Here is a 15,494-nt window from a genome sequence, read left to right on the forward strand (position 1 = left end):
TTTTCTTACAGCGGACCGTGGCACAGGACCGGATCGCGCCGCTGCTGCGGTTGTACGTGCGACTTGCAGGTTCAGAAGCAGGGGTCGGGAATGCAGTCGGCAAGCTGGAACAGAGGTCGGCGACGCGGACTTGTGAACCAGGCCACAGTGTTGTGAGCGACCTCGCTGTAGATTAGCGCAGGCGTGCGCGTGCAAATGCGGATCGTGGCGAACTTCATGATGAAGGGGTGTGCGAAGAGGTCTGCCGTTACCCCGGCGTGCTCTTCGGCCGCTTTACATTTTTCCGAGCTATCCCTTAAGATCAATGCGCATCCGGAGGGCCGGCCGTGAGAATGGACGAGCTTGCCTTTGGCCAGTTCCGGCTTGATCGCGCCAACGCGCTGCTGTGGCGGGGCGAGGAGCGCATCTCGCTGGCACCAAAGCCGTTCGCGTTGCTTTGCCGCCTGGTCGCGCGGCCCGGTGAACTCGTCACCAAGGACGAACTGCTCGACACGGTCTGGGCTGATCTCCACGTCAGCGATGCCAGCCTCACGGTGGCGATGAACGCGCTGCGTGCTGCGCTTGGCGACGACAGGCAATCGCCGAGCTACATCGAGACAGTCACCCGGCGCGGCTATCGTTTCATTGCGTCGGTCGTCCCGTCACCATCGTCCGCGCTCGTTCAGCGTGAGGCGGAAGCTCAGGCATCCGACGACGCGGTTGATCCGCGTCGCCACTGGCGGGTCGGGCGCGCGGTGCCGTTGCAGATGCTGGACAGCATCTTGCACCACGTAGGCAGTGGGCAACGGCAGGTCGTCTTCATCACGGGCGAGGCGGGCATCGGCAAGACGACGCTGGTGCAAATGGCCCTGGATCGCGTGAAGCGCGACGGGGTAGGAGTCCTCCATTGCGCGTGCAACGAGTTGTTCGGGACACATGAGGCATTTCTGCCGCTGATCGAGGCGCTCAATGAGCAATGCCGCGGGCCCGACGGCGTATCCCTGCTGAAGGCGATCCGCGACCACGCGGCGACATGGCTCGTGCAGATGCCTAATCTCCTCGGTGAGGGAGAGCGGAGTGCTTTCCAGCAGGAGGTGTTTGGCGCCACGCGCGAGCGCATGTTGCGCGAATTCAGCGAGCTCATGGAAAGTCTCGCCGCCAGGCGGCCATGGGTTCTCGTTCTGGAAGACCTGCATTGGAGCGACTTCGCTACGGTGGACGTGCTGTCGCGTCTGGCGCGACGCGAGCGAAAGGCCGCGATCCTTGTACTTGCCACCTACCGGCCGGCGGACGTCATGGCCGGCGGCCACCCGATCCGAACCTTGCATCAGGATCTGCAGATCCACGGGCAATGCACCGAACTCGCGCTCGATCGCCTCAGCTCGGCCGAGGTCGAGCGCTATCTCGCCTTGCGGTTCAGATCCCGCGAGCTCGCGGGCGAGCTGGCCGAACGGGTGTTCGGGCGTACTGGTGGGCAACCGTTATTCGTGACGTCCCTCCTGGATCACCTCGTGGCGCAGGGAACGCTGGTTGAGGATAGCGGCCAGTGGCGGCTCCAGCGCGATGCTGCTGCATCACACGATAGCATGCCGCGGGACCTGCAGGGCATGATCGCGCGGCAGATCGATCATCTCACGGCCGAGGAGCGTAGCCTGCTTGAAGTCGCAAGTGCCGCCGGCGCGGAATTCTCGGCGGTCCATGTCGCTCATGCGCTTGCGCTTGATGTCCTGGATGTCGAGGCGTTGTACGAGGACCTCGCGCGGGCAGGCCGGGTCATCGTTGCTGCTGGCATCACCGAATGGCCGAACGGAGAGGTGTCAGGCCGCTACGCCTTTCAGCATGCGCTGTACCAGGAGATCCTCTATCAGCGCCTTGCGCCGGCGCGCCGCGTCAAGACCCATGCCGGCCTCGGGGCGAGCCTGGAAGAAGGCTATGGGTCGCAAGCGACGGAGGTCGCTTCGGTGCTGGCGCATCATTTCGAGCTTGGGCGGGATTTCGCCAAGGCGCTGCGCTATCTGACCATGGCTGCGGAAAGTTCCTCGCGTCGGTTCAGTCCGCCCGAGGCGGCCAACTATCTGAGCCGGGCGCTGGAGCTCGTATCGCATCTGTCCGACGACATGCAGGTTAAAACGCGTCTGAAGCTCCTGCTGCTGCGAGCCTGGGCCTGGCGCGCGGGCGGAAACTTTGTCCGCTCGATCGAGGATTTGCGCTCCATCATTGCCCATGCAGCCGGCAACGGCTTGCTGCGCGAAGAGGTCAACGCCATGGTGGACCTCTCCCGCTTCGTGCTCTATCTCGATCCACGACAATCGGTGCCGCTGGCCGAGCAGGCGCTCTCAAAGAGCCTTGCGATCGATGATCCCGCATTTCGGGCCTTGGTGCGGGGCAACGCCGCCAATCTTCGCATCATGTTGAAGGGATGGACGGCGGAGGACGCGGCGTTCGCCCGCCAGGCTGCCGAGCTGATCGGTGACTCCGAGGACCTCAGCATGCGGCTGCGGCGCTGCTCGATCGAGGTGGTTCTCGAAATAGCGAGCGCGAATTATCCAGCCTGCTGCGCAGCCGCCCGGCGCGGCAAGGCCGTCATCCGCCTGATCGGGGACGTCTACATCTTCGTGATCTTCACGATGGCCGAGGCATTTGCGCTGCTCTATTCCGGAGAATGGGGCGGCACGCAAGACGTCGTGAATTCGGCGCTCGAGATATCGATGCGCAACGCGAATCCGCAGGCGACGGCGATATGCAAGCTGACGCTCGGCTGGCTCTATGCCGAAGCCCAGGAATTTGATCGTGCGGTCCGGATGGCTGAGGAGACGCTGAACGCGGCGATCGAATCCAACCCGACCAGCTTCTATATCGGTCGAAACCTGCTGGCGAGGGCGTATATTGCGCTCGGCAACCTGCCGCTGGCGCGCCAGCATCTTGCGGCCGTGGAGCAGCGGCTCGAGGTCGACGGCGTGCCGATGGAGACGTCCGTGTTCCCGCCATATCTGCTGAACCGATGCAACTACTTCATCGCGACGGAAGATATGGAGCAGGCGCATAGCGCCGCGTTGCGATTCCATGAATTCGTGACGGCGGCGCCCGATCTGCCGTTTTTGGCGCTGTCTTACGAGGTCATGGCAAGGCTTGCGATGCGCCAGGGCGATACGCCATCGGCCCGGCGGCATCTGCGCGAAGCAGTTTCAGTCCTCCGTCGCGCCAGGTTGCCGCATGCGGCCGGGCGCGTCTACGGCTCGGCCGCCGCGTTCTACGAGAGCCTCGGCGAGATAGGGCGGGCTGCCAAGTGGCGCCAGCGCGCGCGACGTGAGATCAGCTTGCTGGCCAACTCGCTGCCTCCTGAAGATCCGCTGCGGTCCGCTCCGCTCCTACGCGTAGACGTGCGCAGCCGGCCGGCAGATCTCGTCGGGAGTGCTTCAGTGAACTCAGTTCGGTAACTCCGAGATGTCGCGAGGCTCGATCATTGGCGTCTTGTTCTGCTGATGGCGGAGGGTTCGTGACATGCGATAGGCGTCCCGGCGCAGGCGCATGATGGAGCCTAGCGGCTGGTGGTCCGCAAGGCATCGCCAGGGATCGAATGACAGACAGTCATCTGCATAGCTGCGCCGGGCGGGACTGTCTGCAATCTGCGACGGGATCGTGATTCTGCCGACGGTTTGCGGCGGCGAGACGTCTTCGGGCCAGTCGATCGACGAGTCCTCGATCGGTGTATGTTGCAGATCGGTGCAGAGCTGGACCTGGATGTCGTAGTCGGCCGAATTCTCTCTGAAGAATCTGGCGACCGACTCCAGCACGATGTCGTCGCCGTCGTTGCAAGGCTGACCGGTCAACCTGTGTACCGCTTCGGAAGCAGGTACCGCGCGAAGTCTTGCGACGTGGGCTCCAAAGCGGAGCGCTCCTTCGGTATGAAAGGTTTCCCCAAGAGGATGATCGCCGTGATCGCTGAGCCCCTTCAGGACCAGGGGGACGGGAATGCCGATCTTCTCCGCCAGTGGAACTCCGACACGAGCCCCAATTCCAAGTCCTCTCAGCACGACATCGGGCGTGTTCAAGCTGCGCTCGACGTCACGCTGTAAACTCAAGTAAGCCTTGGCATCCGAAACATAGCTCGGGTGATTGACGAGCAGAAAATCCTGATTGGCCGAATTGTCGTCGACCAGCGCTTTCGGGCCTGACACGCCGAGCACCTTGATCGCCATGCCCCGGGGCGCGCAAATGCGATCGCTCTTGATTGCGCCCAGGGCGGTGGAGAGGCGGACGATGATCGGATAGCGGGACGCTGTTGCGAACAGGCCCTGGCGCAAATGATCCGGCAGACCATCTCGGACCGTCAGCTCGCCGCGCAAATAGCCCGCGCCCTTGGCATGTTGTTGCCGGATCCCGTGGTGGTAGGTGTTGAAGGAGGCGACGCTGGTCCGTCCGATCGAGGCAACGATGGTTTCGATGATAGCAGCCTCGTCCGGCTGCGGCCGTTCAATCGAGGGATCGTAGCGAAGATACCGATCGCCTGACATGGCGTACATCTCCGGTTGGCTTACCCAGATCGTGGCGCAGGCTGTAACGGTCGAGCGGCGGGGTCAAATCCTAGATCGCGCACGTTTGGTGAGCAAGTTGGTCGGCTGGAGCGGGCCCGTTTCCGAGTACCACGCTCGGCATTCTGGGCGAGGCCCGGCCGGAAATCCTTAGAGCACTGTTAAGTTCGGCTGAGCGTTTGCTTAAGCTCCGGCAAGCGCCCGTCCGCCGCACGGCGCGACACCGGTGCGGTGAGGCGTTTCGAGGCTCACGCAGGTCATATCCTCGGGCCCGATGGTCAAGACAGCTTCAGCTCCAGATGTCTGACACTGGGGTCGCCGGCGGAGCGGGGCTTGAACCCAAGCCGCTCGAATACCCTCAACATCGGCGCGTTCTCAGGCAGCACCTCTGCCGTCAATGCCTGCAGTCCGGCTTTGCGCGCAATCGAAACGAGGTGGCGCAGCAACGCGCTGGCGATGCCCTTGCCGTGATAGGCGTCCACCACCACGAACGCCAGCTCGGCCCGTCCAGGCTCGCTCACGATGTAGCGGCCTCCGCCGACGATGACGGGCTGTCCGTTCTCATCCGATTCGGCGACGAGCGCGACGTGGTTATCGAAGTCGATGTTCATGAAGAATGCGATTTCCGTGTCCGAGAAGCCGCGCTTGGGGATAAAAAAGCGGCGTCGCAGCGACTGCGCGCTGGTCCGGCCGATCGCTTCGAGCATGTCGTCGCGGTCAGCCGGGCGCAGGGCACGGATGTGGATCGTGCTGCCCTCGCGCAAGCGCTCGGAAGCAGAGTAGGTAGCGGCATCTCCCATGCGTGTAGCAATCGCCGAGCCCGGTCGGATCGCTTGATATAGATCAACCGTTGTCCGTGGGCGCATCACTAGGTCCTGGCCCGTCGGCTCCCGCGCCAAGCGGGACATTTGCTTGCCGAGGAATGGACGGGCAAAATGCCGCTGCGCGTGTTTCGTCAAAGCTGGTCTGGCGAGGAGATGCTCCAATTCGCCGTCCGCCTCGGCTTGCTGGTGCTGTTGGTGGCCTGGTGCTTCATCCTGGTGCGACCATTCATCCCAATCCTGGCCTGGTCGGTGGTTCTGGCCGTCGCGCTCTATCCGCTCTACAGCTGGTTGGCCGACCGTCTCGGCAAGCGTCCGAAGCTCGCCGCAGCCATTGTGACCGCGATCAGCCTTGCCGTGATGATCGGGCCGGTCACCTGGATCGGGTTTGGACTTGCCGATGGGGCAAAATACCTGACTGAACAGCTCAGCGCGGGAGGCTTTCAGGTTCCGTCACCGCCTGCGAGGATCCGCGATTGGCCGCTGATTGGTGAAAGGCTGTTCGACGTCTGGAGCACGGCGTCGAGCAATATCGAAGCGCTGGCTCAGCCGCTGTTGCCGCACATCAAATCTCTGCTTCGTTCTGTCGTCGCGATGTTGGGCAGCGTCGGCTTCGGGGCGCTCAAATTCCTCGCCGCAATCATTCTCGCAGGTTTTCTGTTTCCGTCGGGACCAGGTCTGGTCGAGACCAGTCGGCGCATTATGGCGCGCATTCTGCCGCAGCGAAGCGAGGATCTCCTCGCGCTTGCCGGCGCAACAATTCGCAGCGTGTCGCAAGGCGTGATCGGTATCGCGCTGCTTCAGGCGATTTTGATTGGAATCGGCCTGAAGTTCATCGGGATGGCCAGCGCCGGCCTGCTGGCATTTGCGGTGATGATTCTATCCATCCTGCAGCTTGGCGCCGCAATCGTGCTGCTTCCGTGCCTGGTCTGGATCTGGATGACCAAGGAATTTGCGATCGCGCTGCTGATCACGGTCTATCTCGTGGTCGTCGGACTGGCGGACAACGTCCTGAAGCCGCTCTTGATGGGGCGGGGCCTGACAACTCCGATGCCGGTCATTTTCATCGGGCTGCTCGGCGGGACGATCGCCCATGGCCTGGTTGGGTTGTTTATCGGGCCGATCATCCTGGCAGTGGGCTGGCAGATCATGATGGCATGGATCCGCGACGACGAGCGGCAAGAGCGGGTTGCGCGTGCCGCGCGGGTGTCCGCGGAGGCATGAGCGATCATATCGGCATGGTGCGTCAGAAAGACACTTTGGTGACCCGGCGGAGCCCGCTGCCACCCTTGACCTATGTCAATGGTCCCTTTCGCCGCCACGCGAAGCTGAGTGGGAGCATACCGGCAAGAAGAGGTCTGAAGCATGTCCACCGACAAGCCGACCATCTCGGGCAAGAGCGCGCCAGCGCTTTTTGCATCCACGATCGAATACCTGGTCGATGCCGGCCAGCGCAGCATCCTGTTCCTCGATGTCATGCGCCAGCGCGGCAATCAGTACCGGGAACACATGTCGGAAAACGCGCCGCACGTTCTCAACTATCAGGTCGAATTGATCGTCGACGGACGGACCCTGCCAAAGCCCGTCAATTACGGGCTGGTACGCATCACGCCGCCAAAGGGCGTTGAGATCAATCTGAAGCGCCGTCCGTTTGTGGTGGTCGATCCGCGCGCCGGGCACGGCCCGGGGATTGGCGGTTTCAAGGCCGACAGCGAGATCGGCGTTGCCATGCAGGCCGGCCATCCCTGCTATTTCATCGGGTTTCTGCCCGATCCGGTGCCTGGACAGACCATCGAAGATGTCGCTAGGGCCGAGGCTGTCTTTCTCGAGAAGGTCATCGCATTGCATCTCGACGCCGATGGCAAACCCTGCGTGATCGGCAACTGCCAGGCAGGCTGGGCCGTGATGATTTTGGCATCGCTGCGGCCGGAACTGTTCGGTCCGATCATCATCGCCGGCGCGCCGCTATCCTATTGGGCAGGTGTCCGCGGCAAGAACCCGATGCGTTACACCGGCGGCCTGCTCGGCGGAAGCTGGCTGACCGCGCTGACCAGCGATCTGGGCGGTGGGAAATTCGACGGTGCTTGGCTGGTGCAAAATTTCGAGAACATGAATCCGTCGAATACGCTGTGGACCAAGCAATACAACGTCTATTCGAAGGTCGATACCGAAGCGCCCCGCTACTTGGAATTCGAGCGGTGGTGGGGCGGGCATGTCAATCTCAACGCCGAAGAGATCCAGTTCATCGTCGATGAGCTCTTCGTCGGCAATAACCTCGCGGCCGGCCGCATCAAGATGTCGGACGGCGCGACCGTCGATCTCCGCAACATACGCTCACCGATCGTCGTGTTCTGCTCGAAAGGCGACAACATCACCCCGCCGCAACAGGCGCTCGGCTGGATTCTCGACCTTTACAATGATGTCAACGAGATCAGGGCTTACGGGCAAACCATCGTGTACACTGTGCACGAAACCGTCGGGCATCTCGGCATCTTCGTCTCGGCAGGTATCGCCAAGAAGCAATATAGCGAATTCTCCAGCAATATCGATCTGATCGACGTGCTACCGCCGGGACTGTACGAAGCGACGTTCACAGCAAGGTCTGCCGATGCGACCAACCCGGACCTGGCGTCGGGCGCCTGGATCATGCGTTGCGAGCAGCGCACGCTGGATGACTTGCGGGCGATGGGCGGCAACGACATCGACGATGAGCGTCGCTTCGCGACGGCGGCGCGGGTATCGGAGATCAATCTGACCGCCTATCGAAATTTTGTACAGCCCTGGGTCAGGGCCTTTGCGACGCCGGCACTGGGCGACTGGACCCGTCGCACCCATCCGCTCCGCGTGCAATATGAGGCATGCTCGGGTGACGGCCCGGTCGCCAAGACGATCGAGGCCGCGGCGAACACTGTCCGGAAAGACCGCAAGCCGGCTGCAACCGATAATCCGTTTCTCGCGATACAGGAAGCAGTCTCGCAAAACATCGTGCACGCGCTGGACTGGTGGCGGGACGCATCCGAGCAATTGAGCGAGAAGATATTTCTCTCGATCTATGGCTCGCCCACGCTCCAGTCTGCCGTCGGTATCGATCCGCAATCGAACCCGTCGCCTCGGCGAGAGATGTCGGACGAGCATCGCCGGCGCCTCAACGCCCGGATCGAAGAGCTCAAGGCGCGAATCGGAACCGGAGCGCTGCGCGAGGCTTTCATTCGCGCGCTGCTTTACATCGGCATGACGCGCGGCATGGTGGACGAACGAAGCATCGAGGCTTTGCGGCGAGCAAGGTCGAGCGACGTCGAATCGCAGCTTACGCTGGCCGAGTTCAAGGCGATGGTGCGCGAGCAGTTCTTCATGCTGCTGCTCGACGAGGAGGCGAGCGTCGCCGCTATTCCCAAGCTGCTGCCACAGGATCACGAGGCACGGCGGGCGGCTTTCGCGGTGATCCAGGACGTGCTCTCCGCCGCGGGCGAGCCGTCGGGCGAGACGGCCAATCGTTTGCGGCGCGTGGCGGACCTGTTCGGCGTGGTAGGACAGGATAATACGCGAGCGAAAGCATCTTAGAGGAGAGCCACCATGAGTTTACAGGGTGACACAGGCGAGGGGCGGCCCCGTCCGAAATATGATCGGTTGATCACGGCCGCCAAGCACGTGCCTTCGGCGGTGACCATCGTCGTACACCCCTGCGACGAAACCTCCTTGACCGGAGTCTGCGAAGCCGCCGAGCTCGGCATCATCAAGCCGATCCTCGTTGGGCCGGCGGGCAAGATCAAAGCCACAGCGGAAAGTCATAAGCTGAACATCACGAAATTCGAGATCGTGGACGCTCCGCATAGCGAGGCGGCGGCGGCAAAAGCGGTCGAGATGATCCACGCCGCCAAGGGCGAACTGCTGATGAAGGGCAGCCTGCACACCGACGAATTGATGAAATGCGTCACCGCAGGCGCCGGCGGCTTGCGCACCAATCGGCGGATCAGCCATGTTTTCGTGATGGATGTGCCGACCTACGCGGAGACGCTGTTCATCACCGATGCCGCAATCAATATCTTTCCCGACCTCGATGCCAAGCGTGACATTGTTCAGAATGCCATCGACCTCTTTGTCGAAATCGGACTCGGCTCGCATCCCCGCGTGGCGCTGCTCTCGGCTGTCGAGACAGTCACGACAAAGATCCCATCGACCATCGAGGCGGCCGCGCTGTGCAAGATGGCGGATCGCGGCCAGATCAGGGGCGGCTTGCTCGACGGCCCGCTGGCCTTCGACAACGCAATCGACCCGCAGGCGGCAGAGATCAAGGGAATCAAATCGGCGGTCGCCGGACGCGCTCAGATCCTCGTCGTTCCGGACCTCGAAGCCGGCAATATGCTGGCGAAGAATCTCACATTCCTTGCCAAGGCGGACGCGGCCGGCATTGTGCTTGGCGCGCGCGTGCCGATCGTTCTGACGTCCCGGGCCGATAGCGTTCGAGCCCGCATGGCATCCTGTGCGATCGCTGTTTTGCATGCCGATGCGCGGCGACGACTCCATCCCGTGGCCGCCGCATGACGGAGGGATGTCATGGACACGATCCTCGTCGTCAACGCCGGGTCTTCCAGCGTTAAGTTTCAGATCTTCGCGGTGGATGCGAATGCGCGTCTTGAGCGCGTTCTGAAAGGGCAGGTGGATGGAATCGGCAGCCGGCCGCGCCTGCGCGCCACCAGGGCCAGCGGTGAGACGCTCGCGGACCGAGCCTATCCGGTCGAAGCCATCATGGACGTTCCCGCGGCGCTCGCGGTCGCGAGTTCCTGGTTGCGGGAGGAGCTTCGCATCACGCCGCTGGCCGTCGGGCATCGTGTGGTCCATGGCGGTCCGGACTATGCCAAGCCGGTCGCCGTCGACCATGGTGTTGTGACGCGCCTCGAACGTTATGAACCGCTGGCCCCGCTGCACCAGCGTCACAATCTCGCGCCGATCAAATCGCTGCTCGCCAATTACCCTGCGCTTCCGCAGGTTGCCTGCTTCGATACCGCCTTCCATCGCCGACATGACGCGGTCGCGGATAGCTATGCGATTCCTTATCGCCTCTATGAGGAGGGCGTCAGGCGCTACGGCTTTCACGGGCTGTCCTATGAGTATATCGCGAGAGCACTGCCGCGGCTCGCACCTGACGTTGCGGACGGTCGCGTCATCGTCGCGCATCTCGGCAGCGGCGCCTCGATGTGCGCCCTACGCGCCGGTCGCAGCATCGAGAGCACGATGGGCTTCACGGCCCTTGACGGACTTGCCATGGGCACGCGGCCGGGCCAGCTCGACCCGGGCGTGGTGCTGTACCTCATCATGGCGAAAGGGATGTCGCCCGACGAGGTCCAGACGTTCCTTTATCGCGATTGCGGGCTGAAGGGACTTTCCGGGGCCAGCAATGATATGCGCGAGCTCCTCGCCAGCCATGATCCCCACGCAGCGTTTTCAGTTGAATATTTCGTCTATCGGATCGGGCTTTTTGCCGGCTTGCTGGCCGCCGCGCTGGAAGGGCTCGATGCTTTCGTGTTTACCGCGGGTATCGGCGAGAACTCCGACGCGATCCGCACCCGCATAGGCGACAGGCTGAAATGGCTCGGGGTCAGCCTCGATGAAACCGAGAACGCAAGGGCCGCTCTCAAAATATCACGCCCTGACAGCCGGATTCCTGTCTACGTGATTCCGACCGATGAAGAGCGAATGATCGCCGAGCATACCGTGTCGTTGCTTTGGACTGCGCGCTCACATGCAAATAGCGAGAGAGCATCATGACCATTCCGGTGTATCCTGATACGAAGGTGGCCTTGAAGGGCAAGAAGGGCCTGATCGTCGGCATTGCGAACGATCAGTCGATCGCCTGGGGCTGTGCCAAGGCCTTCCGCGCGCTGGGGGCCGAACTGGCTGTTACCTATCTCAATGAGCGGGCGAAGCAATATGTCGAGCCGCTGGCCAAGGTCCTTGAAGCGCCAATCTTCATGCCGCTTGACGTGAATGTGGCGGGACAGCTCGAAGGCGTGTTCGAGCGGATTCAAATCGAATGGGGGCAGCTCGATTTCCTGCTGCATTCGATTGCCTTTTCGCCCAAGGAAGCGCTGCACGGGCGGGTGATCGACGTCGGCCGCGACGGCTTTCTCAAGACCATGGACGTGTCCTGCTGGTCGTTCCTGCGGATGGCGCATCTGGCGGAGCCGCTGATGAAGAATGGCGGCACGATGTTCACCATGACCTATTACGGCAGCCAGATGGTGGTGGAGAACTACAACATCATGGGCGTCGCAAAGGCCGCCTTGGAGGCCGCGGTGCGCTATGTCGCAGCAGAGGTGGGTCCAAAGGGCATTCGGGTTCATGCCATTTCGCCCGGACCGCTCGCGACGCGCGCGGCCTCAGGCATTCCGGAATTCGATGAACTCCTCGATAAGGCGCAGAGCAAGGCGCCGACGCGGAGCCTGGTCAGCATCGACGATGTCGGGGCTGCAACGGCATTTCTCGCGCTCGACGGTGCGAAACTCATCACCGGGGATGTGATGTATATTGACGGCGGCTATCACATCATCGACTGACGTCAGCGATAGTGCAGGGCGATCAGCTCGGCCACGCAGGCCGGGCGCTGCCCGCCCTCGATCTCGATCACCATGTGATAGTTGACCCGCAATCCCTCAGGGGGGACATCCTCGGCCTCTGCGATAGTGATGCGGCCTCTGATCCGCGATCCCGCCGGAACAGGCGAAAGATAGCGGATGCGGTCGGCGCCATAATTCAGGGTGTTGCGCAGGCCCTTCAGCCCCATCACCGAGCGGATGAACATTGGCGCCAGGCTGAGCGACAACAGCCCGTGGGCGATGGTCCGGCCGCCCGGCAATTCACGCTTGGCTCGCTCCTGGTCGACATGGATCCATTGCTCGTCGCATGTCGCCTCGGCGAAGCGATTGATGCGATCCTGGGTGATCTCCACCCATTCGCTTGCGCCGATTTCCTTGCCGACAGCCGCTTTTATGTCATCGAATCCATTGAATATTTTCATGACACGTCGCTCGTGTTTGCCTCGGTTTTTGATTGCGCATGATCCTTTCGGAAATCCGCTTCGCACTTTTCCGGATCATGCTCTAGATTTTCATTTCCGGGACTTCGGTCGGGATCATCAGGTCTGCCTCGGTGACGGCCAGCACTTCCGCCACGCGGACACCCGGCGCGGTCTCGAGCAGCGTGATCCGCCCGCCGGGGAAGCCGATGACGGCGAGATCGGTGACGACGAGATCGACCGGTCGAGACGAGGTCAGTGGTAGGTTGCACTTCCGGACGATCTTCGACTTGCCTTTCGCGGCGTGCTGCATGGCAACGATGACCCGCTTGGCGCCGGCGACAAGATCCATGGCGCCGCCCATGCCTGGCACCATCTTGCCTGGGATCATCCAGTTGGCGAGATGACCGTCAGCGTCGACCTGCAGCCCACCCAGCACCGTCATGTCGACATGTCCGCCGCGGATCAAGCCGAAGGACATTGCGCTGTCGAACGTCGATGCTCCCGGAAGCGCGCTGATCGGGCGGCCTCCGGCGTCGGTCAAGAGCGGATGGGCCATGCCCTGTTCCGGAATGGGCCCTGTGCCGATCAAACCGTTCTCGGATTGAAAGAACACGTTCAGTCCGGCCGGAACGTAGTTGGCAACAAGGGTCGGAATGCCGATGCCGAGATTGACCAGATATCCCGAACGAAGTTCGAGCGCGACACGGCGAGCGATCAGCGTTTGTGGGTCCATGATCTTATCCGTTCGCTACGAGGTAATCGACCAGGGGCGCGGGTGTTGCGACGTGATCCGGAGCGATCACGCCGACCGGCACCACGTGCTCGGCGGTGACGATCACGGTGTCGGCCGCCATCGCCATCACGGGATTGAAATTGCGCGCGGTCAGCGCATAGGTAAGGTTACCAAGATAGTCCGCCAGGAAGGCATGGATCAGCGCGAAGTCGGATCGAAGCGCGGTCTCGAGCAGGTAGGTCTTGCCGTTGAGCTTGATCTGTTGCTTGCCTTCTTCGACCATGGTGCCGACGCCGGTCGGGGTCAGCACGCCGCCGAGCCCGCAGCCGCCGGCGCGGATCCGCTCGACCAGCGTCCCCTGGGGGACGAGGTCGACCGACACCTGCTTGGCCATCATCTGCTGTTGAACCTTCGGATTGAGGCCGATGTGGCTGGCCGTCAGCGTCGAGACGAGGGCGGCGTCGAACAGTTTTCCGACCCCGCGACCGGGCACGGCGCCGTCGTTGCAGATCAGGGTCAACTCCGTCTTGTGTTGCCGGACCAGCTCGTCGAGCAGGCGCTCCGGCGTACCGACGCCCATGAAACCTCCGACCATCACAGATGCGCCGTTCGGGATCAGGGCGACGGCTTCTTCTAAAGAGATGGGTTTCATGCGTCGGCTCCGATCAAAACTTGCCGTTGCTATGTCCGGTAGAGTGGCAGCCGAAGGCGGGCGTTTCCTTTGATCTGTATCAATGGTCCCTATCTCGCATCCGGCGAGCAAGGCTGTCTGCTCAGGCCGATGCTTCGCTGGCCACTCCGATGCTTGCGAGCACCTCCCGCCAGAGCCTGCGGACCTGCGCATGCCGCCTGTCGACAGCGGCCCCGACCGCGTCCCGCATGGAGACGAACTCGGGGCTTTTCAGGAACAGGATTTGCGCCTGGATCAGCCGTCCGCTTTCGAACTCGGTTCTCCGGAGCGCCTCTGCAAAAGCGTCGTCGCGCGGCGTGCCATCAGGAAGCACCGCAGCCGGCCGGACGGCGCCGTGGATCGCATGGCCCAGGGCAGCAAGGTCGATGATCCAGCCTTGGGTTTGATCCGGAATGTTCGGGACAGGAGTGATGAGCCAAGCGGCTTCCCAGGACGGGCACAGAGCCAGCAGCTCGAGGTCCGGTACCCAGCGTGTCGCTTGAAGCATCAGCGACACGATTTCCGTTTCGCGAAAGAGCTGTGCATTCAGTTCGGCGAGCCAGCTTCGCTCCGACGGCATCCCCAAGGCCAGCGTCAGCTGCCGCATCAGAGCGCCGTGCGCAGAGATCAGAAACGCCCCGATGCGGGTCTGCTGCTTCGGAGGCAGGCGGCCCGATATATCCAGCGGCCCCAGGAAGCAGCTCATGTCGCCGCCCCGCGCACAGGGATCGCTCGAAGATGGTCATATCCATCGGGGAATGGCTCGAGCGGACCGCCGGCGTCATCGGGTGCGATCCAGATCGACCGGTTGCCGATCCATTGCTCGGCGAGCACCTGCTCGGCAAATCTGGAGAGCAGGTCGACCGTCAATTGTGGCTTCTCCAGCGTAAACGCGTGATAGGCGCGCGGAATGATGATCAGTCCGCTGTTGGGGATCTCGATGCGCAGCGTTTCATGCAAAGCGCGTGGCGTGAGGAAGTCGAATTCGCCGTTCAGGATCATGGTGGGGACGGTAATCGAGGAGAGCTGCGGCGTCAGCGGTTTGAAGTCGAGGAATGACTCCATCAGATTCTGCAGCGCATAAACATCGTTGGTGAGCCAGCCTTGCCGCTTGATCTTGTCGAGATTGGTCAGCTGCGGTCCCAGCCACGCATCGGACAGATTCATCGGCAGCAGCAGATCCTGCAGGTAGCTCGTGCCGCCGAGGATCAAGCCGGTGCGCAACGCATTGCCGAGAAGGAGCAGTTGCGGCGAGAGCTCCGCGAAGCAGCTCATCGGCACGAGTCCGGCCAGCCTGTCGCTATGAGCGATGGCATATCGCAATGCAATGAGCCCGCCGAAACTGATGCCGCACAGGAAAACGGGCCCGCGGCCGAGCTCCTCGATCAGCAGCCGCAGAACCGCGACCTGATCATCCTGGCCAATGAACAGACCCGGCTTGTCGGAAATGCCTTGGCCCAGCAGGTCGAAGGTTGCAACGCGAAAGCCCTTCGCGACCAGAGCGCCGCCATAGCTGTCCCACAGCTCGGCATATTGCGTCAGGCCGTTCACGAACACATAGGCGGGCGCATCGGCCGGGCCGGCCAACGCATAGCGTATCCGATAGGAGCCATAGTCCAGAAATGGCACGAGGTCAGCCCGCTGATGTAGCCGCCCAGCCAAGCTCCACTCGTGCGCGTCCGGACCTTTGAGATAGATCAATGGTCGGCTGACGACGCTTCCTAGCTTTTGGCGCAAGTGACAG

The 15,494-nt window shown here is 62.3% G+C and carries 13 protein-coding genes; 6 read left to right on the top strand and 7 right to left on the bottom strand.

The annotated features are described in order from the left end of the window. Positions 1 to 332: 332 nt before the first annotated feature. Entirely contained in the window at positions 333 to 3,416 is a 3,084-nt protein-coding gene (locus tag BRAS3843_RS29615) for an AAA family ATPase (RefSeq protein WP_008972837.1), read from the top strand. On the opposite strand, the gene BRAS3843_RS29620 is transcribed toward BRAS3843_RS29615, so the two are convergent. Together BRAS3843_RS29620 and BRAS3843_RS29625 are read right to left on the bottom strand one after the other, a co-directional pair. Then, the gene (locus tag BRAS3843_RS29620) at positions 3,405 to 4,325 is read right to left on the bottom strand and encodes a catalase family protein (protein ID WP_244425496.1); all 921 of its coding nucleotides are present in this window, start codon (positions 4,323 to 4,325) and stop codon (positions 3,405 to 3,407) included. The genes BRAS3843_RS29615 and BRAS3843_RS29620 overlap by 12 nt on opposite strands. A 464-nt stretch (positions 4,326 to 4,789) precedes the next feature. Beyond that, a complete protein-coding gene (locus tag BRAS3843_RS29625) occupies positions 4,790 to 5,311 on the bottom strand; it encodes a GNAT family N-acetyltransferase (RefSeq protein WP_008972840.1) in 522 nt (173 codons plus the stop codon). A 177-nt stretch (positions 5,312 to 5,488) separates the two neighbouring features. Between BRAS3843_RS29625 and BRAS3843_RS29630 the strand changes: the two genes are divergently transcribed. From BRAS3843_RS29630 to fabI, 5 genes are all read left to right on the top strand, one after another. Continuing rightward, positions 5,489 to 6,556: an AI-2E family transporter gene (locus tag BRAS3843_RS29630; RefSeq protein WP_244425497.1), complete on the top strand. Its 1,068-nt coding sequence runs from the start codon at positions 5,489 to 5,491 to the stop codon at positions 6,554 to 6,556. A gap of 141 nt (positions 6,557 to 6,697) precedes the next feature. Then, positions 6,698 to 8,893: a DUF3141 domain-containing protein gene (locus BRAS3843_RS29635; RefSeq protein WP_008972842.1), complete on the top strand. Its 2,196-nt coding sequence runs from the start codon at positions 6,698 to 6,700 to the stop codon at positions 8,891 to 8,893. A gap of 12 nt (positions 8,894 to 8,905) precedes the next feature. Beyond that, positions 8,906 to 9,874, top strand: coding sequence for a phosphate acetyltransferase (locus BRAS3843_RS29640; protein WP_008972843.1), 969 nt, complete (start codon positions 8,906 to 8,908; stop codon positions 9,872 to 9,874). 12 nt (positions 9,875 to 9,886) lie between these two features. Beyond that, complete coding sequence (locus BRAS3843_RS29645; RefSeq protein ID WP_008972844.1) at positions 9,887 to 11,098, top strand: acetate/propionate family kinase; 1,212 nt, start codon at positions 9,887 to 9,889, stop codon at positions 11,096 to 11,098. After that, entirely contained in the window at positions 11,095 to 11,886 is a 792-nt protein-coding gene (gene fabI / locus BRAS3843_RS29650; protein WP_008972845.1) for an enoyl-ACP reductase FabI, read from the top strand. The genes BRAS3843_RS29645 and fabI overlap by 4 nt, the downstream gene beginning before the upstream one ends. 2 nt (positions 11,887 to 11,888) lie before the next feature. On the opposite strand, the gene BRAS3843_RS29655 is transcribed toward fabI, so the two are convergent. From BRAS3843_RS29655 to BRAS3843_RS29675, 5 genes are all read right to left on the bottom strand, one after another. Next, positions 11,889 to 12,347: a MaoC family dehydratase gene (locus tag BRAS3843_RS29655; protein WP_008972846.1), complete on the bottom strand. Its 459-nt coding sequence runs from the start codon at positions 12,345 to 12,347 to the stop codon at positions 11,889 to 11,891. A gap of 82 nt (positions 12,348 to 12,429) precedes the next feature. Further along, complete coding sequence (locus tag BRAS3843_RS29660; RefSeq protein ID WP_008972847.1) at positions 12,430 to 13,080, bottom strand: 3-oxoacid CoA-transferase subunit B; 651 nt, start codon at positions 13,078 to 13,080, stop codon at positions 12,430 to 12,432. 4 nt (positions 13,081 to 13,084) lie between these two features. Then, positions 13,085 to 13,732: a 3-oxoacid CoA-transferase subunit A gene (locus BRAS3843_RS29665; protein ID WP_035983219.1), complete on the bottom strand. Its 648-nt coding sequence runs from the start codon at positions 13,730 to 13,732 to the stop codon at positions 13,085 to 13,087. A 121-nt stretch (positions 13,733 to 13,853) separates the two neighbouring features. Then, positions 13,854 to 14,456, bottom strand: coding sequence for a hypothetical protein (locus BRAS3843_RS29670; protein ID WP_008972849.1), 603 nt, complete (start codon positions 14,454 to 14,456; stop codon positions 13,854 to 13,856). Continuing rightward, a complete protein-coding gene (locus BRAS3843_RS29675) occupies positions 14,453 to 15,379 on the bottom strand; it encodes an alpha/beta hydrolase (RefSeq protein WP_035983239.1) in 927 nt (308 codons plus the stop codon). Before BRAS3843_RS29675 ends, BRAS3843_RS29670 begins: the two co-directional genes overlap by 4 nt. Positions 15,380 to 15,494: the final 115 nt, after the last annotated feature.

Source organism: Bradyrhizobium sp. STM 3843 (assembly GCF_000239815.1).
In the GTDB taxonomy this organism is placed as follows: Bacteria; Pseudomonadota; Alphaproteobacteria; order Rhizobiales; family Xanthobacteraceae; genus Bradyrhizobium.